Origin of the sequence: Catenulispora rubra (genome assembly GCF_015356825.1) — a bacterium.
Lineage (GTDB): Bacteria > Actinomycetota > Actinomycetes > Streptomycetales > Catenulisporaceae > Catenulispora > Catenulispora rubra.
This window is the reverse complement of record NZ_JAACYW010000236.1, coordinates 1-18624: the sequence shown is the minus strand read 5'-3', so window position 1 is coordinate 18624 and position 18624 is coordinate 1. Positions and strand designations below refer to the sequence as shown.

10 protein-coding genes and 1 pseudogene are annotated in these 18624 nt (G+C 66.5%); 7 read left to right on the top strand and 4 right to left on the bottom strand.

All coding sequences use genetic code 11. The annotated features are described in order from the left end of the window. Positions 1-379 (bottom strand): annotated as a pseudogene (locus tag GWK61_RS57480) (hypothetical protein); the annotation flags it as partial. A 118-nt stretch (positions 380-497) separates the two neighbouring features. On the opposite strand from GWK61_RS57480, the gene GWK61_RS60095 reads away from it, so the two are divergent. Then, the gene (locus GWK61_RS60095; protein WP_194917066.1) at positions 498-6380 is read left to right on the top strand and encodes a carbohydrate binding domain-containing protein; all 5883 of its coding nucleotides are present in this window, start codon (positions 498-500) and stop codon (positions 6378-6380) included. A 238-nt stretch (positions 6381-6618) separates the two neighbouring features. On the opposite strand, the gene GWK61_RS40690 is transcribed toward GWK61_RS60095, so the two are convergent. Further along, positions 6619-6810 carry a hypothetical protein gene (locus GWK61_RS40690; protein WP_194917065.1) on the bottom strand — a complete coding sequence of 64 codons (192 nt, stop codon included), beginning with the start codon at positions 6808-6810 and terminating at the stop codon, positions 6619-6621. Between the two features lie 1112 nt (positions 6811-7922). Here GWK61_RS40690 and GWK61_RS40685 point away from each other — a divergent pair. The 4 genes from GWK61_RS40685 to GWK61_RS40670 all read left to right on the top strand — a co-directional run bounded on the left by GWK61_RS40685 (position 7923) and on the right by GWK61_RS40670 (position 12358). Next, positions 7923-9260, top strand: a complete 1338-nt coding sequence (locus tag GWK61_RS40685) for an ABC transporter substrate-binding protein (protein WP_194917064.1) — start codon at positions 7923-7925, stop codon at positions 9258-9260. A 146-nt stretch (positions 9261-9406) separates the two neighbouring features. Then, positions 9407-10381: a carbohydrate ABC transporter permease gene (locus GWK61_RS40680; RefSeq protein WP_194917063.1), complete on the top strand. Its 975-nt coding sequence runs from the start codon at positions 9407-9409 to the stop codon at positions 10379-10381. After that, on the top strand, positions 10378-11271 hold the full coding sequence (locus GWK61_RS40675; protein ID WP_194917062.1) for a carbohydrate ABC transporter permease: 894 nt from the start codon (positions 10378-10380) through the stop codon (positions 11269-11271). Before GWK61_RS40680 ends, GWK61_RS40675 begins: the two co-directional genes overlap by 4 nt. A 67-nt stretch (positions 11272-11338) precedes the next feature. Beyond that, positions 11339-12358 (top strand): LacI family DNA-binding transcriptional regulator, encoded by a 1020-nt coding sequence (locus GWK61_RS40670; RefSeq protein WP_194917061.1) that lies wholly within the window; start codon positions 11339-11341, stop codon positions 12356-12358. Here GWK61_RS40670 and GWK61_RS40665 read toward each other — a convergent pair whose 3' ends face one another. Continuing rightward, entirely contained in the window at positions 12359-13402 is a 1044-nt protein-coding gene (locus GWK61_RS40665) for a LacI family DNA-binding transcriptional regulator (protein ID WP_194917060.1), read from the bottom strand. It abuts the gene before it with no gap. Beyond that, complete coding sequence (locus tag GWK61_RS40660) at positions 13399-15891, bottom strand: glycoside hydrolase family 2 protein (protein ID WP_194917059.1); 2493 nt, start codon at positions 15889-15891, stop codon at positions 13399-13401. The genes GWK61_RS40665 and GWK61_RS40660 overlap by 4 nt, the downstream gene beginning before the upstream one ends. A 137-nt stretch (positions 15892-16028) precedes the next feature. Here GWK61_RS40660 and GWK61_RS40655 point away from each other — a divergent pair, with 137 nt between their 5' ends. Beyond that, complete coding sequence (locus GWK61_RS40655) at positions 16029-16940, top strand: ROK family protein (protein ID WP_194917058.1); 912 nt, start codon at positions 16029-16031, stop codon at positions 16938-16940. A 148-nt stretch (positions 16941-17088) separates the two neighbouring features. After that, positions 17089-18624: a ricin-type beta-trefoil lectin domain protein gene (locus GWK61_RS58910; protein WP_267254501.1), complete on the top strand. Its 1536-nt coding sequence runs from the start codon at positions 17089-17091 to the stop codon at positions 18622-18624.

Here is an 18624-nt window from a genome sequence, read left to right as displayed (position 1 = left end):
GCAGTCCCCGGACCCCACCGACCGTACCCGACCCGCCGGACGTCACGACGCTCACCAAGCTCAACCCGCCCAAGCCCGACCCGACCGCCTCGACCGCTCCCAGCAAAGCAGCTGACGGAACAAGCACCTCCGCCGGCCCTGCGCAACAGGCCGCGGCCGCAGCCGTGGCCAAAGCCAAGGCCACCGGGACGACGACGCCGATTCCCGCTTTGACCACAGACAGCTCCACCACCGCAGCCAACCCCAACGGCACCCTCACACTCACCGAAACCCTGGCCCCGCAGCGGGTCAGCAGAAACGGCACCTGGATACCGATCGATACCAGCCTGTCCGTCGGCACCGACGGCAGACTGCACACCGCCGCCACCACCGCGGACATCAGCATCTCCAACGGCGGTACCGGATCGCTGTTGACTATCGGCACCGGACCGTCCCGGGTCCTCATCACCTGGCCGCTGGGGCCTCTACCCACCCCGGCGGTCTCAACCGACAAGGCCGTGTTCCACGACGTGGTCCCCGGCACCGACCTTCAAATCACCGCCGAGAACGAGACCGTACGCGACGTCCTCATCGTCCACAACGCCGCCGCGGCAGCCAACCCCGCGCTGAAAACCATCCACTTCGGCATCACCGCCCCCGGACTGACCATCAAATCCGACCCGTCCGGAACGCTGTTCGTCACCGACACGAAGAACAAAATGCTCTTCGTCAGCGGCACCCCACTCATGTGGGATTCCACAACCATGCCGACGTCGATGGCTGCGAAAGCCACCGTCTCCACACCGACGACCGTCACCGATCCCGCCGTCTCAGCGCCGGACGGCGCCAAAACAGCCGCGATGCACATGACCCTCACCAGATCCGATATCGCCATCACACCGGACCCCAAAGCGCTTTCCGATGCACACACCGTCTACCCCGTATACTACGATCCGCCAATCAGCATGAGTTTGACTAACAAATTCGCTGAAATCAGGTCCGGGGAGCCGACTTCGTCCTTCTACTCCAACGGCTCCAACAGCAATGGCGACTGGGTCCGCGCCGGCTGGGATTCCGGAACCGACAACGGGACGGTCATCGGAGCCGTCCGCGGCATGATGTCCTTCGACGTGTACGGGCCGATCTCCACTTTGAACAACAGTCAAAGCGGTCAGACGTTGGGCAACTACATCGACGAGGCCGGCACGAACATCACATCAGCCATGCTCACACTCACCGCACAAGGCGCAATGAACTGCCCCTCAGTGCCACCATTCGACCTCTACCGAACCGGCCCCATCGATGTCCACGCCGTGACCTGGGCCACCGACGGAAAAGGATCAACCGGAGCATTCGGAACCCAGGCACAGTTCCTGGGCACTCGAACCCCCAGCGGCTGCGGATTCGGCGCCACGGTCCAAATCGACGACACACAGCAGGTGAAGGACGGGCTGCAAAACGGCTACAACGGCGGCGAGGGAACAGCAACCATCGGCATCCGGGTGGCAGACCCCTACGAGTCGGCCTCCTACCCGTACTACTGGTCCTGGTTCCATACCGAAACCGTCAGCCCCGGCGTCGGAACTGCATCACTGAAGGTGACCTACACCGCTGCGCCATACATCAACGGAATTTCAACAAACCCTGCACCGACCAAGACCGATTGCGGCACACGGGCAAACCCGGCCAACCCTGCGAATGCCGGCTACATCCGAAAGAACATAGGCAACCAGGTCACCCTCAGTAGCTCCGTCTTCGACCTCTCGGGAAGCGAGGCGCTGCAAAGCCGCTACGAATTCGAAGACGCAACCCTGGGCCAGGCTGGAGACTACTTCCTCCCGGCCAGCGGATACTACGGCGACTCCCAGAACACCACTACAGGCACCACATCAGTCGGCGGTGGCACCGCACCTTTGTATTCACCAACGCTCTACCAGCACGGCGGCCCAACCGGCCAACCAAACCTGCAAGACGGACACACTTACCTGTACGCGCCCTACGCCCAAGACACCACCGACACCACGTACCTCACCACCTCAGTCGCCGGCTCCACCCAGCAGTGCTACTTCACCGTGGCGTTCACCAGCCCAGACCCACCCCAGATCACCGCACCGGATCTCCCCCGGCTAGGCAGCCCCTCAGCACCGAACATGTACGCAGGCATGGCCGACAGCGGCTTCCAGATCACCGGAACCACCGGCGGCGTCAACATCGACCACTTCGACTACGTCATCGACCAAGACTCCGCCAAAGTCGGCGACGCCAACGGCGGGAGCCATGTCCAGGTCTCCAGCACCGACAGCAACAACCCCAGCGGGAACACTGCCCACGCGACCATCCCAGTCCCAGCCGGCGTCACCACCTTGGGCAACAACACCATCTACGTCCGGGCGGTGGACGTAGCCGGAAACGAGTCGCCGGTCGCCCAATACGACTTCTACCTCCCCGGCAACCCCAACAAGGTCGCGACGCCGGGCGATGTCACCGGAGACGGTGTCCCCGACATCCTTGCCGTGGTCCCCGACCCGAACAGCACCACCGGCGCCAAGCACCTCGTAGTATTCCCCGGTAACAAAGACCCCAACATTCTGGGCTCCGTCAACAACTCGCTGGAAGCAGCTCCCTCATCGGCCGCGCCGGACGGCACGTCGTGGGCCAACACCCTTATCACGCACCGCGGCGCACTTCGCGGCATCGCCGTGGACGACCTGTTCGCCTTCAACACGGTCACCCACACCATGTCCTACTACCTCAACAAATCGGTGTTCGGACAAACGGCGAACGCTGAGATGTTCGCGCGGTCCCAGCGCGTCAATGTCACCCGCCCTGTCTGTGTTCCGACGGCAGCCACCAGGAACTGCGTCGGCTACGCACCGGACTGGAGTCACGTCGTCGGCATCGTCGCGCTCGGCAACGCCGCGGGCGGCAAACCGGGGACCTTCGCAGGACGCACCAACCTGATCACCATCGAGTCCGACGACGACCACGGCGCCAACGTCTGGATGTTCTCGGCAGCCGGCGGCGACCAGCTGACCAGTCCCGTCCTGGTAGCCGCGGACGCCGACGCCAAGGTCTTCAACTGGCTGAACGCCGACCTGGTAGCACCGGGCCCGACGACCGCCTCCGGGCTGCCGGATCTGTGGGCAAGGGATGGCAACTCCGGCACTCTTTACCAGTTCACGAACAAGAGGAACAGCGACGGCAGCGAAGCCCCCACCAGCCTCGGCAACCAAGCGACAGCCACCATCATCGGCAACAAGGGCCAGGTGCTGCCGAGCGTGTATCCCACGTTGGTCTCCCCTGGCAGCCCGACGCCACCGGATTCACAGGGAAACTTCTCCGAGGCCGGCCCACCGGCTCTCGGGTACCTCACCTCGGACGGTCAGCTCGCGCTCGTTCCCGGCGTATCCAGCAGTACTCTCAACACCGGATCGAACTGGAACGAATCCCACACCGGCTGGGCCGCGAACAACAACATCCTGTCGCTGAACGGAGCATCCACGGGTACCCCGGCATCCGGCAGCGCTCCGGCATCCAGCACCACGGGCCAGATCCTGCTCGGCATCGATCAGGCGTCCAACGACATGTGCCTCGATCTCCCGAACGCCAACACCAACCCCGGCAATCCGATCCAGTCGTTCATCTGCAATGGCACCCCCGCACAGTTGTGGAACGTGGAGACCGACGGAACCATCCGGTGGGCCGGCGATCCGACCAAGTGCATCGAGATCCAGTCCACATACACGAACAGCAACGGCACCATGGCCGGCTCTCCGGTGCAGATCAACAACTGCGCGCCGATGGCCAATGGGGATATCGCACCCAACCAGCGCTGGATCATGAGGTCCTCGCCCGGCGCCGCCGCCAACAACCAGACCGGGTGGGCGAACGTGTACAACCCGGCGTCTGGCAAATGTCTGGACAACCCCTACCAGCGCACGACTTCACAGCAGATGTGGATCGCTGACTGCACCGACGGCGGCACTACGGCAACAGCCAATCAGGCCCAGGAATGGCAACCGCCCACGGCCCAGAGCCAGTCGCAGTCCGTTGAAGGCAGCGGGCTCGCCCAGTTTACCCATGAGCCGGCAAGCGCGCCGACCTCAGTCGTCAGCAACCCTGCGTACTTCTCCAACGGCGCGTACACCCTAGCCGCCACGCAAACCGGCGACCACTTCGGCGTCGACTGGTACGTCCCTTACACCGCTACCTTCGCCATCTGGGCGTACATGACAACGGGTCCAGGCAACGGCCAAGTAGAACTCACCGTCGACCAGTCCGCAGGCAGTGCTCCCCTGCCCAGGACCTACGAGACCTACTCCGCGACCACCAATTCTGGACCGGCGACGTTCGGCGACATAGCGCTAACCGCTGGAATGCACTCGTTCACCTTCACTGTCATAGGCAAAAACGCCGCTTCCTCCGGCTACAGCATCGGCTTGGACACCCTGTTCGCAGGACCCGACCATGGCACTGGACCACACGCCAAGCTCACCGTGCCGTCCACCGGCGTCGCCAACGTCCCGCTCACTGCCAACGCGTTGGCATTTCCCGGAGGTGCAGCCATCACCGGCTACAGCTTCGACTTCGGCGACGGCACCCCCCCGGTCACCGGAACGCCCCCCGGGATTGCAATCAGCGTCCCGCACACCTACACCGCACCGGGCACATACACGGTGACCACCACTGCCACTGACGCCAGCAACGTCAGCGCGACGACCACCGCTCAAGTCACCATCCTCAGCGGCCCGCCCATCCCCAACGGCGATTTCGAGGCCGGATCCCTGGCCGGCTGGACCGCCTCCGACAACGCCGGGGTCACCACCACCAACCCACACGGCGGCACTTACGCCGGGCAGATCAACGCACCGGCCGGCGGAACCGGATCCATCGAACAAGTAGTCAATGGACTGACACCCAACACCACATACACCCTCACCGGCTGGATCCGCACCGACGGCGGAACCACCCACCTGGGCACCAAGCAGTTCAATACCACCGGCGACGACACCGGCGCCACCACCACCAATACCAGCTGGACCCAGCTCACCAACCAATTCACCACCGGACCGAGCAACACCAGCGTCGACATCTACTGCTACCGATCCACAGCAGGCACCTCCGCCTGCGACGACTTCAGTCTTGCTGCCGTCCTGGCAACAGGAAAAGTGACCAATGGCGATTTCGAAGCAGGGAACCTGTCTCTTGGTTGGAGTGACTCCTCTAACGCCGGGACCACCACCGCCAACCCCCACAGCGGCACCTACGCCGGACAGATCAACGCCCCCACCGGCGGCACCGGATCCATCGAACAGGTAGTAAACGGACTGACGCCCAACACCACCTACACCCTCACCGGCTGGGTCCGCACCGACGGCGGCGCCACCATCCTGGGCGCCAAACAGTACGACCCCGCAGGAGACAACCAGGACGCCACCACGACGGCGACCGGCTGGACCCAACTCAGCGACCTATTCACCACCGGCGCAAGCAACACCAGCGTCGACATCTACTGCTACCGATCCACAGCAGGCACCTCCGCCTGCGACGACATCACCCTCACACCGATCCCTCCCGCAACCGTTGCCAACCCGGACTTCGAGACCGGGAACCTGGTCGGCTGGACCGCTTCGTACAACGCCGGGATCACCACGACCAACCCCCACGGCGGCACCTACGCCGGACAGATCAACGCCCCCACCGGCGGCACCGGATCCATCGAACAGGTAGTAAACGGACTCACACCCAACACCACCTACACCCTCACCGGCTGGATCCTCACCGACGGCGGCGCCACCATCTTGGGCACCAAGCAATTCAACGCCGCAGGCGACGACACCGGCGCCACCACGACGGCCACCGGCTGGACCCAACTCAGCAAAGAGTTCACCACCGGGGCCACCAATACCAGCGTCGACATCTACTGCTACCGCCCCACAGCGGGAACGTCCGCCTGCGACGACTTCAACCTGGTGGCCGTCCCCGCAACAGGACAAGTGACCAATGGCGATTTCGAGACCGGGAACCTGGCTCAAGGGTGGAGCGATTCCTCTAACGCCGGGACCACCACCAGCAACCCACACGGCGGCACCTACGCCGGACAGATCAACGCCCCCACCGGCGGCACCGGATCCATCGAACAGGTAGTGAGCGGATTGACACCCAACACCTCCTACACCCTCACCGGATGGGTCAGCACCGACGGCAGCACCACCATCTTGGGCGCCAAAAACTACGACGCTGCCGGCGACAAACAAGAAGCCACCACCACTGCCACCGCCTGGACCCAACTCACCGACCAATTCACCACCGGAGCAACCAACACCAGCGTCGACATCTACTGCTACCGCCCCACAGCAGGCACCTCCGCCGACGACGACATCACCCTGACCAAGAACTGACCGAAGGCTGAGCAGGCAACCGCAAAAGGCTGGCGGAACAATCGATGGGCGCTGCCGATCCAGGCAGCGCCCTTCACAGATTCACACGGTTGACTCGCTTACCTCGCAACCTCCAGAACATGGTGACCGTTCGACGTCACCGCCAGTCAGTCGGCGTGTTCCAGAAGGGGCAGCCGTGCCGACTCGCCGATCTCGAATAGCCGGGCCGGGCATCACCGCGGCCGTCGTCACGGCCGGTTTACCCCGGCCACAGCCGGCCAAGGCCGACGACGTCACCGTGTCCGTCGACAGCACTCGCACCGGCTGGGACCAGTATGAGCCGGGCCTGAGCCCGGCCGACGTCTCCGACCCCACGTTCGGCCAGATCTTCCCCGACCACGGTCGACGGCCAGGTCTTCACCCAGCCGCTGGTGGCCGGCGGGATGCTCATCGTCACCACCGAGAACAACAAGGCTGTACGGCCTGGACCCGCAGTCCGAGGCGATCCTGTGGACCCGGTCCGATCTGGGCCCGGCCTGGCCGACGTCGTCGATCGACCCGCCGAACGGCTGCGGCGACGTGGGCCCCACGATCGGCATCACCGCCGCCCCGGTCTACGACCCGGCCAGCAACACGGTCTACTTCGCCTCGAAGACCTACGCCAACGGCGACCCGACGCAACCAATTCAACGCCGGTACCGCTGTAACAGGCGCAGAGCAAGTCGCGGCAGCGCCAGAAGAAACAGGGACCTGATGCCGCCTCATGTCACATGCTGACGGCCACTGTCAGGAACTCCCCCTGGACCAACCCTGGACCAACATCGCGAGCAGACCGTCGACAAAAGTCCACGTGATCTCGATGGTCCAGGGTGGTCCAGAGAGATGGACCAGGACGGTCCAGGTCCCGACCCAGAATCTAGTCCGGCAATACCCTCTTGACCTGCGTAAACCCCGGCAGACCGCCGACTTCCTCAACTGGCTTCATCGCCTCGGTTGCCTCACTGGGCCGCGACCCCACCTAACACCACGACGCGGAATTTCGCCTATCTACCCCATTGAAGATCAAGCCATGTAGCTCAAATAGCGGGGTTGCAGCTCTTAATCCGCGGGTTCGGGGTTCAAGTCCCTGGCGGCGCACCCGTAGTAGGCCCCATCCCAAAACCATGAGCTGGGGTTTTGAACCGCTCCGGGTTTGTGATCCCGGAGCGGTTCACATCTCCTTCGCGAGCGGCTCGAGGAGTGACGCCCAACCAGGCGGTCGCCGGCGGCCGCGGTGCTGTGCCCCGCGTACATAAAAGACCGCTTCACGCCCAGGCACTGGTAGGTAGTCGGCCATAGTCAAGTAAAGAATATTTTGGGAGCAACTCAGAGACCGCACTCATCCGTAACGGCCAAGAAATCCTGTTGTAACGGTTTGGCATCGGAGCCATGCGGGCCTCTTTACCTGTCCGCAACCCCTATGCCATAGTCCGGATCGTTCCACAGATTGAAGCGCTTAAGCAAGGCACATGACGGCCTCATCTGAGGGCCGCGCGGACGTCTCGGAAACGGAGTTGGTGCAACATGCGTAGCGCATGGCTGGCTGTCGGTTCGTTGGCGGGGATCGTCGCCCTCGCCGGGGTCGCCGGGTGCGGGACGGGGAAGAAGGCGGACACGCCCGCCTCCTCGTCTGAGTTCGCCGCTGCGGCGGCCGACCACAACATCTCGGCGAACCTCACGGTCCTGACCAACCGGACTGACCTGGTGGCCGACGGGACGATGAACAAGTACTCCGCCGCGTTCAACAAGGTCTACCCGAACATCAAGATCACGTGGCAGAGCGCGAAGGACTACGAGGGCGACGTCAAGACCCGGATGTCGACCAAGGACTACGGCGACGTGCTGCTCATCCCGAACAACGTTCCGCAGGCCGACTACCCGAACTACTTCGCGCCGCTGGGGTCGGCCGCCGACCTGTCGAAGACCTACCGGTTCGTCGACCGCGGCACGGTCGGGGACAAGGTCTACGGCCTCACCGGGTTCTCCTTCTCCAACGGGTTCGTTTACAACAAGAAGGTCTGGGCCGACGCCGGCATCACGACGTGGCCGACGACGCCGGACCAGTTCCTGTCCGACCTGCAGACGATCAAGGACAAGACCAAGGCGATCCCGTACTACACCAACTACAAGGACCAGTGGCCGTTGTCCTCGTGGCACTCGGTGATCGGCTCGCCGTCGTGCGACACCCACGCCAACGACGCGCTGGCTACCACGCCGGTCCTGCTGACGCCGACCAACGACCTGGGCGTCGGGTACTCGCTGCTGTACAACATCGTCAATAAGAAGCTCTCCGAGCCCGACCCGACCACCACCAACTGGGAGAACTCCAAGGGCCTGCTCGCCAACGGGCAGATCGGGACCATGTGGCTGGGCTCGTGGGCGATCGTGCAGATGCAGGCCGCGGCCACCAAGGCCGGGCAGGACCCGTCGGACATCGGCTACATGCCGTTCCCGGCGCAGACCGGCGGCAAGTTCTGCGCGGTGATCGCCGGTGACTACCAGTACGGGATCAACGTGCACTCCAAGAACATCCCGGCGGCCCGGGCGTTCCTGGACTGGGAGATCAACGACTCGACGATCGCCGCGGACAACCAGGCCGTCGCCGCGAAGATCGACACGCCGTTGCCGGCCGCGCTCAAGCCGTTCACCGACAACGGCGTCCAGTTGATCAGCCTGACCGAGGACAAGACCAACCTGGTCAGCAAGATCGACAACGATTCGCAGGTGGGCTTGTCCAACCCGGAGAACTGGCAGAAGCTCGTCGACATCGCGCGCGGCGCGCAGTCCGGCGGCCTGAACTCGTTCTTCAGCGATCTCAACGGCAGGTGGGCCACGGCCGAGAAGGCCGACGCGGGCTCCTGAACCCCGCCGCGCACGGGACCCCGATCCGGGGGCAGCGAGCGTTTGAGGGGACGCCGCTGCCGCCGGGCCGGACGCGGATTTCCACCCGCCGGTCCGGCAGTCCTCTCGGTATCAGTGTTCTGATGATCTCGGAAGGGAACGAGTCCATGGTCCATACCCGCGGAGAAGCGCTGGGACTTCGCACCCGGCACCGGCCCCGGGGCTCGGGGGGCGCTACCCGACCGGTGGCCGGGCCGTCGCGCCGGCGGACGCCGGCCTGGTGGCGGCGCCAGGCGACGCCCTGGCTGTATCTGCTGGTCCCGCTGGCCCTGCTGGTGGCCTTCACCTACATCCCGGTGGGCGACATGCTGCAATGGTCTTTCACCGACTGGGATGGCATCAGCCCCACATACAAGGGCGTAGGGCTGCGCAACTACCAGACCATCTTCAGCGACCCGGACTACTACCACACGTTCTTCGTCAGTCTCTACTACCTGGCGGCGTCGGTCGTGCAGTTGGCACTGGCGCTGTACTTCGCGACGATCCTGAGCTTCAACACCCGGTTCCGGAACGTGTTCAAAGGCATCTTGTTCTTCCCCTACCTGCTCAACGGGGTCGCGGTCGGCTACGTGTTCCTGTACGTGTTCCAACCACACGGGATCTTGGACTCGACGCTGAAGGTGTTCGGGTACCACAACACGCACCTGTGGCTGGGCAGCTCTACCTGGGTCAACCCTTCGCTGGCCGGGGTGTCGGTGTGGCGCTTCATGGGGCTAAACATGGTGCTGTTTCTGGGCGCGATCCAGTCGATCAACCCTGAGCTGTACGAGGCCACCGAGATCGACGGCGCCAACCGCTGGCACCAGTTCCGCTACATCATCGCCCCGTCGATCCGGCCGCTGCTGAGCCTGTCGATGATCCTGGCCATCTCGGGCTCGCTGGCCGTATTCGAGATCCCGTTCATCATGACCGGCGGCGCTGGCGCGAGCCGCACTTTCGTGATCCAGAGCCAGGCCGAGGCCTTCCACTACAACAAACTTGGGCTCGCCTCGGCGTTCGGCATCACCCTGCTTCTCATCGTCCTGTTGATCACTTGGGTTCAGCGGCTGCTGCTCCCGGATGAGAAAGTTGACCTGATATGACCGCGCCATCGCTCGGCGACGGGACCCGCGCCGATAGCCCCGGTCAGTCCGCGGCCCGTCGCACCCTGCGCGGCGGCCTGGTCGCTGGCAAGTACGCCTCGCTTCTGATCGCCAGCGCGTTCGTGCTGGTACCGCTTATCGTCGTCTTGGTCACCTCGCTGAAGTCCGACCGCGAGGTGTTGAACAGCGGCGGCGTGCTTTCTCCGCCAAGAAACTGGGCCAACGGCGCCAACTACGCGACGGCCTGGCGCACCGGCAACATGCTCAACGCGTTCAAGAACACCGCGATCATCCTTGTGATTTCGGTCGCCGGGTCGGTGGTGATCGGGGCGATGACCGCCTTTGCTATCGACCGGTTCGAGTTCCGCTTCAAGCGCGTCGTGGTCGGCGCGTTCCTGCTGGCTTCGCTGGTGCCGGGCATCACCACGCAGGTGGCGACCTTCCAGGTGGTCGACCGGCTTGGCCTGTACGACTCCCGTCTGGCACCGATCGCGCTCTACACCGGCACCGACATCGTGTCGATCTACATCTTCCTGCAGTTCATCCGCTCGATCCCGCGGTCGTTGGACGAGGTGGCGCGCCTGGACGGGGCCTCGTCGTGGCGCATCTTCTGGCGCATCATCTTCCCGCTGCTCAAGCCGGCGATCGCCACCGTCGTGATCATCAAGGGCATCGCCATCTACAACGACTTCTACATCCCGTTCCTGTACATGCCAGACCAGAACCTGGGGACCATCTCGACGTCGTTCTTCCGCTGGGTGGGACCCTACGGCTCGCAGTGGAACGTCATCTCCGCAGCGTTGGTCATCATCATTCTTCCGACGCTGGTGGCGTTCTTGTTCCTCCAGCGGTTCATCTACAACGGCCTCGCTCGCGGTTCAACCAAGTGAGTGGCCCGGTACCGGCTGACCCGGGCACTAAGGTGAGCCACACATCAGGGTTTGGAGGGCACGCCGTATGAAACGTCCGACCATCAGCGACATCGCCGAGCGGGCCGGCGTGTCGACCGGGTTGGTGTCCTACGCTCTCAACGGCAGCGGGCGGGTGGCCGAATCGACCCGGGCGAAGATCCTGGCGGTAGCCGACGAGATGGGCTGGAGGCCCAGCGCGGCCGCGCGCGGGCTGGCGGTCGCCAAGGCGCAGGCGATCGGTCTGGTTCTGGCCCGTTCGGCTTCGACGTTGGGCGTCGAGCCGTTCTTCATGAAGTTCATCGCCGGCCTGGAAGGGGAGCTGTCGACCCGGCGGGTCGCCTTGCTGCTGCAGGTGGTCGAGGACCACGAGGCAGCGCTGGAGGCGGTGCGGGCCTGGTGGGCCGAGCAGCGCATCGACGGGGTGATCGTGACCGATCTGTGGACCACCGACGCGCGGGTGTCGGCGTTGGAGACGCTGCGGGTCCCTGCGGTGCTGGTCGGGCCGCCGCGCCCGGACTCGGGACTGCCTGCGGTGTGGAGCGACGACGCCGCGGCGATCACCGAGACCATCGAGTACCTGGTGGGCCTGGGGCACCGCAGGATCGCGCGCGTCGCCGGGCACTCGGTGTTCGAACACACCCGGGTCCGCACGGCGGCGTTCCAGGCCGCGGCGCGGCGCCACGGCCTGCCGTACGCGCCGGTGCTGGACACCGACTACACCGTCGAAGCCGGCGCAAAGGCGACCGAGGAGTTGCTGTCAGTGTCCCAAGCACTGCGGCCGACGGCCATCGTCTACGACAACGACGTGATGGCGCTGTCCGGGATCGCTACCGCGCGCAGGCTGGAGGTGCCGGTGCCGCAGCAGCTGTCGATCGTGGCCGGCGACGACTCCCAGCTGTGCGAGATGGTGTTCCCGCCGCTGACGGCGCTGTCGCGGGACATCCAGGACTACGGCGCGGCCTCGGCCCGGACGCTGCTGGCCCTGATCGAGGGCACCGGCCCGGGATCGGTGCAGAGCGCCACCGCGCACCTGGTGGTGCGGGGCAGCACAGCGGCCGCGGCGTAGTCAGCGCGCCGGCGGAGCGGTCGTGCCGCGCGGCACCAGGACCGGGGTGGCGACCGGGTGCGAGGCGGCGGGCTGTTTGTCGAGCACGGCCAGCAGCGTGCGGGCGGCCTCGGCACCGAAGCTGCACACATCGTGGCTCATCGCCGACAGCATCGGCCGGGTCAGCTGGCACAGTTGGGAGTCGTCCCAGGCCAGCAGGGACACGTCGTGCGGCACCGACAGCCCCATCTCCGCGGCCACCGACACTGCGGCCACGGCCATGACGTCGTTGTCGAAGATGATCGCGGTGGGCCGCGACGGGGAGGTCAGCAGGGTGCGCGTGGCCCTGGCTCCGTCCTCGCCGGAGTAGTCGGTGGCCACCACCCGCACCTCGTCCAGCTCCAACTCGGCGCCGGCCTGCTGCATGGCGCGGGTGCGGATGACGCTGTGACCGAGGGTTTCGGGCCCGCTGACCCGGGCGATGCGGCGGTGCCCGAGGACGGCCAGGTACCGCACCGCTTCGCGGACGGCCGCGGTGTCGTCAGTCCACACCGCGGTGAACGGGCCGGCCAGCGCCGGATCGCCCACGACCACGGCCGGCAGGCCCATGCCCGCCAGCGCCGGGATCCGCGGATCGTCGATCTTCAAGTCGACCATGATGGAGCCGTTGACCCGTCCGCTGCGCCACCATTCGCGTTGGATGGCGATCTCTCCGTCATCGGTGTCGACCAGCTGCAGCAGCAGCCCGCAGTTCCGGGTGACCAGCACGCTCTCGATCCCGGAGATGAACTCCATGTAGAACGGCTCCAGGCCCAGCATGCGAGCCGGACGGGCGATGACCAGCCCGACGGTGTGCAGCTGCCGTCCCGACAGGGACGCCGCGGCCTGGTTGGGCCGCCAGCCCAGCTCGTCGGCGACGGCCAGGATCCGCTCGCGGGTCGCCGCCGACACACCCGGCCGGTTGTGCACGGCCAGCGACACAGCGCTCGCTGAAACCCCGGCCTGGGCGGCCACGTCCCTGATGGTCGCCGGCGTCGGCGGGGCGCTGCGGGTCTTCCTGGTCACCGAGACGGTCCTTGCCGAGTCACCGCGCCGCCGTTGACGCACCACAGGGCCCGGGCGGCGAAGACGTCTTCATCGTCACCGGCGAAGCCCGCCACCCGAATCAACAACGTCTCACCGGGCAGCAGCGTGGTCGGGCCGCGATCGGCGGCGGCGGCGGGATGCAGGCGGTCGGCCTGCAGGTACAGATCTCGAACCAGGGTGTGGGCGGCCACAGTGATCTCGGTCCCTTCGCCGGATGCGGCGGGCGTCGTGGTGATAGTCAACTGGGCCTCAGGGTAGGCGAAGTCGCGGTCGGGGCTGCCGAACCGCCAGGCACGCAGCATATCGGCGTCGGCCACCATCAGCTCTTTGCGGTCTTCGCCCCATTCGGCCACCTCCCCGGGCACCTCAACAAGCTGGACACCGGCCGGCGCGACGCGCAGTGGGAGCTGCACCAGGGCCTGCACGACGCCGTCGGTGCGCAGCCGGCGCAGCGTCAGCGTCGTGGACCACGGGCTGCGCCCCTGGTTGACCGCGGCCAGGTACAGCTGGCCGTCGCGTTCGGTGAAGGTCAGCAGCCGGTCAGCGTACAGTCGGCGAAGTTCGTGGAACAGTGGTTTGGCGCGGCCGTCGCCGTCGATGGCCGACCAGGAGACCGCCGGCCAGCAGTCGTTGAGCTGCCACAGGATCGTTCCGGCGCAGCGCGGCCAGTGTGAGCGCCAGTGCTCTATGCCGACGGAGATCGCGCGGACCTGGTTGATCTGCGTGAGGTAGTGCCACTCATCGAAGCCGTCGGGTTCGCCGAAGTGTGGGGCCAGGCCACGGGTCAGTTTGCCCTGGCCGTCCTCGGCCTTCTGGTGGTGCAGCAGCCCGGGCGAGCCGGGCGTCAGCGGCTCGTCATGCACCGCCCGGCGCAGCGTGGCGAACGTCGGCGGGGCCTGCCAGCCGAACTCGGCCACGAAGCGGGGTACGTCGGCCAGGTAGTCGGCGTAGTCCCGGCGGTTCCACACCTCCCAGCTGTGCGTGGTGCCGTGCCCCGGGTCGTTGGGGTGCCGGCTCCAGCTGCCCGACCACGGACTTCCGGCCCAGTACGGCCGGGTGGGGTCCACTTCGGCCACGATCCGCGGGAGCAGGCCCAGGTAGTAGCCCTCACCCCAGGCCGCCGTGCCCAGCTCGGGCTCCCAGTTCCAGTCACGGAACCCCCACAGGTTCTCGTTGTTGCCGTTCCACAGCGCCAGCGACGGGTGCGGGGTCAGCCGGGCCACGTTCTGCCGGGCCTCGGCCTCCACCTCACCGCGCAGCGGCTCGTCCTCGGGGTAGGCGGCGCACGCAAACGGGAAGTCCTGCCACACCAGCAGTCCCAGCTCGTCGCACGCCCGGTAGAAGGCCTCGTCCTCGTAGATCCCGCCGCCCCAGACCCGGATCAGGTCGACACCGACGTCAGCGGCCTGGGCCAGGCGTGCCCGGTAGCGCGCCGCGTCCACACGCGAGGGAAACACATCCTCGGGGATCCAGTTGGCGCCGCGGGCAAACACCGGAATGCCGTTGACCACCAGCCTGAACGCCGTCCCGGCGCTGTCCGGGGTGGTGTCCAGCACGATGGTGCGGAAGCCGACGCGACTACCCCAGGTGTCCAGCACCTCGCCGGTCGCGGCGTCGGACAGCACCACCTCGCAGCCGTACAGTGGCTGAGCCCCCAGGGTGTGCGGCCACCACAGCTGCGGGTCGGCGACCTCGATGGTCGCCGACAGCTCCCGCGCCCCGGGCTCGATACAGACCTCCGTGCTGTGGTCGGCGACGGCGACCTGAACGCGTAGCGCCTTGCCTGCGCCGCCGGCCGAACGTCGCAGGCCGGCCCGGACCTCGACGCGGCCCACGCCGTCGGTGACGGTGACCAGCGCCCGCACGTCGGTAAACCGGGCGGTGTTCCACAGCTCCAGACGCGCCTGACGCCAGATGCCCGCGGTCACCAGGGTCGGGCCCCAGTCCCAACCGAAGCTGCAGGCCATCTTGCGCACATAGTTGAACGGCTCGGGATAGGCGGCCGGCCGCGGCCCAAGCCGGTCGCGCAGCGCCTCGGCCTCCTGGTAAGCCGATGTGAACTCGACCGCGAGCTCCCCCGGACCGCCCGGCGGCAGGTGGCTGACGTCGAACCGGTAGCCGCGGTGCATGTTGCGCGTGTGCCCGAGCACCACCCCGTCGACCTCGACGCGGGCGACGGTGTCCAGGCCGTCGAACACCACCTCGGCGCATTCGTATCCCGGATCCCGGGCGGGCAGCTGCGTCTGGTACCGCCAATCGACGCGACCCACCCAGGCGGTCGCGGTCTCGTTGTCATCGAGAAAGGGATCCGGGATGAGACCGGCGGCCAGTAGATCAGTGTGCACACACCCGGGCACCGCCGCCGGTATCGGGGCCTGCGGCCAGGTGGCGACCGGACCGTCGCCCTGCGGGTCCGCTGATGCCAAGCGCAGCGTCCAGCCCGAAGCCAGCACAGTATGAGCCGTCATGACACTCCCCACCTCAGAAACGCCGAGTCCCGATCAACCTAGACGGCGCCAGGCCTCTTGTCTATAAAACGTTCCACCATCATTATCGTCGACAGATGTTCGAAATCGAGCCATGAAACTCAACACAAGGGGCGATCATGAGTGTTGCAGCAACCGCAGGGGCCGTATTCGCCGCGCTCGACATCGGCGGCACGAAGATCGCCGCCGGTCTCGTCACCGAGGACGGCGTCCTACTAGCCCGCACAGCACTGCCCACGCCCCGGGGTGGCTCTGGCGCCGACGTGCTCGGCGTGGTCGGGCAGGTGCTCTCGGAGCTGACCACCGACCGGCACTGGCCGCAGGTCACACGTCTGGGTATCGGCTGCGCCGGACCGGTCGACACCGCGGCCGGCACCGTGAGCCCGGTCAACATCCCCGCCTGGCGCGACTACCGGCTGGTGTCGGCCGTCAAACAGCTGAGCCAGTGCCGCGATCTGCAGGTCGCACTGTGCGGCGACGCCATTGCGATGGCCGCCGGCGAGCACTGGCGTGGAGCGGCCCGAGGCCGACGCAACGCTCTGTGCATGGTGGTGTCCACCGGCGTCGGCGGAGGGCTGGTCTTGGACGGGCGGCTGTTCCCCGGCACCACTGGCAACGCCGGACACATCGGCCATATCAGCGTCGAGCTGGACGGTAAGCGGTGCCCGTGCGGAGCGCGCGGCTGTGTCGAGCTCATCGCCGCCGGCCCGGCCATCGCACGCGCGGCCGGCTGCCCCGATGCGGCCGCCGCCGCCCGCGCCGCCCGGGCCGGCGATGCCAGGGCCCGGGCCGCCTTCGACCGTGCCGGCCAGGCGCTGGCTACCGCCTGCGCGACGGCCGCGGCCCTGGTCGAAGTCGACCTGGTGGTGATCGGCGGCGGCGTCGCGCAGGCCGGAGACCTGCTGTTCGGGCCCCTCCGGCGGCACCTGGCCACTTGCGCCACGCTGAGCTTCACCAGCGGCCTGACAGTGATCCCGGCCGCACTGGGCGCGGACGCCGGATTGGTCGGGGCCGCTGCGTGCGTCCGTTGATTTGAGTCAAGTTTTAGTTAATTATCATTGTTGATCTCTAGTTCATCATGTAGAAACCCTCAAACGGTATAGACACCGGCTTCACCCGGTCCTACGTTGAGCGTCGCTCCCCCTCCCGTCACGCACCACCAGCGATGAAGGAGTTGCGATGCACACCCCCGCACCACCCGGCCCGGCGCAGGCGCCAGGCGACTCGACGCTTGGACAGCGCACGGTGAACCGTCGCACCATCCGTCGGCCGGTGCCCCCGGAGCTGCGCCACCGACCTGCCCGGATCCTCGCCCGGCTGGCAGCCTTGAGCCTGGGGATCGCCACGGCGACGGGGCTGCTGACGGGCATGGCGCACAGCGCCTCCGCCGCCGCCTCGGGCCCGGGCTTCCCGGCCCGATACGCCGCACCGTACATCGAGACCTGGAACCCGCCGTCGGCCATGGCCGATGCAGAGCAGGCCACCGGCCTGAAGTACTACACGCTCGCCTTCGTCATCGCCGGCAGCGGCTGTACCGCCACCTTCAACGGCGACACCTCGATCGCCGACGGCGGCTGGACTGCAGCTATCAACAGCCTGCGCACCTCCGGCGGGGACGTCATCGCCTCCTTCGGCGGCGCCTCCGGCACCGAACTCGCCCAAGCCTGCGGCACCGTCTCCTCCCTGGAAGCCCAGTACCGCTACGTCATCGACACCCTCAACCTGACCCGGATCGACCTGGACGTCGAAGGGGCCCCGCTGGACGACACCGCCGCCAACGACCGGCGCAACCAGGCCCTGGCCGACCTGCAACGACAATATGCCGCGGCCGGCAAGACGCTCGCAGTGGACTACACGCTCCCGGTCGACGTGTCCGGCCTGCTGGGCGACTCGCTGAGCCTGCTGAACAACGCGGCCGGCCACGGGCTGAACGTCAACCTCGTCAACATCATGACGATGGACTACGGGCCCAGCTACGACATGGGCCAGGCCGCCATCCAGGCCGCCCAGAACCTGCACAGCCAGCTCGGTGCCATCTGGACCGGCAAGTCCTCGGCCCAGTTGTGGGCGATGGAGGGCAACACGCCGATGATCGGCGTCAACGACTCCACCAACGAGGTGTTCACCACCAGCAACGCCCAGGCCCTCGAGAACTTCGCCGCCGCCAACGGCATCCAGGAACTGGCCTACTGGGCCCTGGGCCGGGACAAAGCCTGCTCCTCCAACGGCACCCTGTCCGACACCTGCAGCGGCACCAGTCAGTCCCCGTACCAGTTCGCACGCACCTTCAACCAGCTCACCACGGGTGGCACCCCGCCGCCCCCACCCCACACCGGTGCGATCACCGGTCCTGTGGGCAAGTGCATGGACGTGCGCGCGGCCAGCAGCGCCAACGGCACGCCAGTGCAGCTGTACACCTGCAACAGCACCAACGCCCAGTCATGGACCGTCCAGACCGACGGCACCATCAGAGCCCTCGGCAAATGCCTGGACGTCACCGGCGGCCCCAACGCCACCGCCAACGGCACCCTCATCCAGATCTGGGACTGCAACGGCCAAACCAACCAGCAGTGGACCGCCAACAACGGCGAACTCATCTCCAGCTCCTCCGGACGCTGCCTCGACGACCCCGCCGGCAACACCACCGACAGCACCCAACTCCAAATCTGGGACTGCCACGCCAACACCAACCAAACCTGGCACCTCCCCACCTGA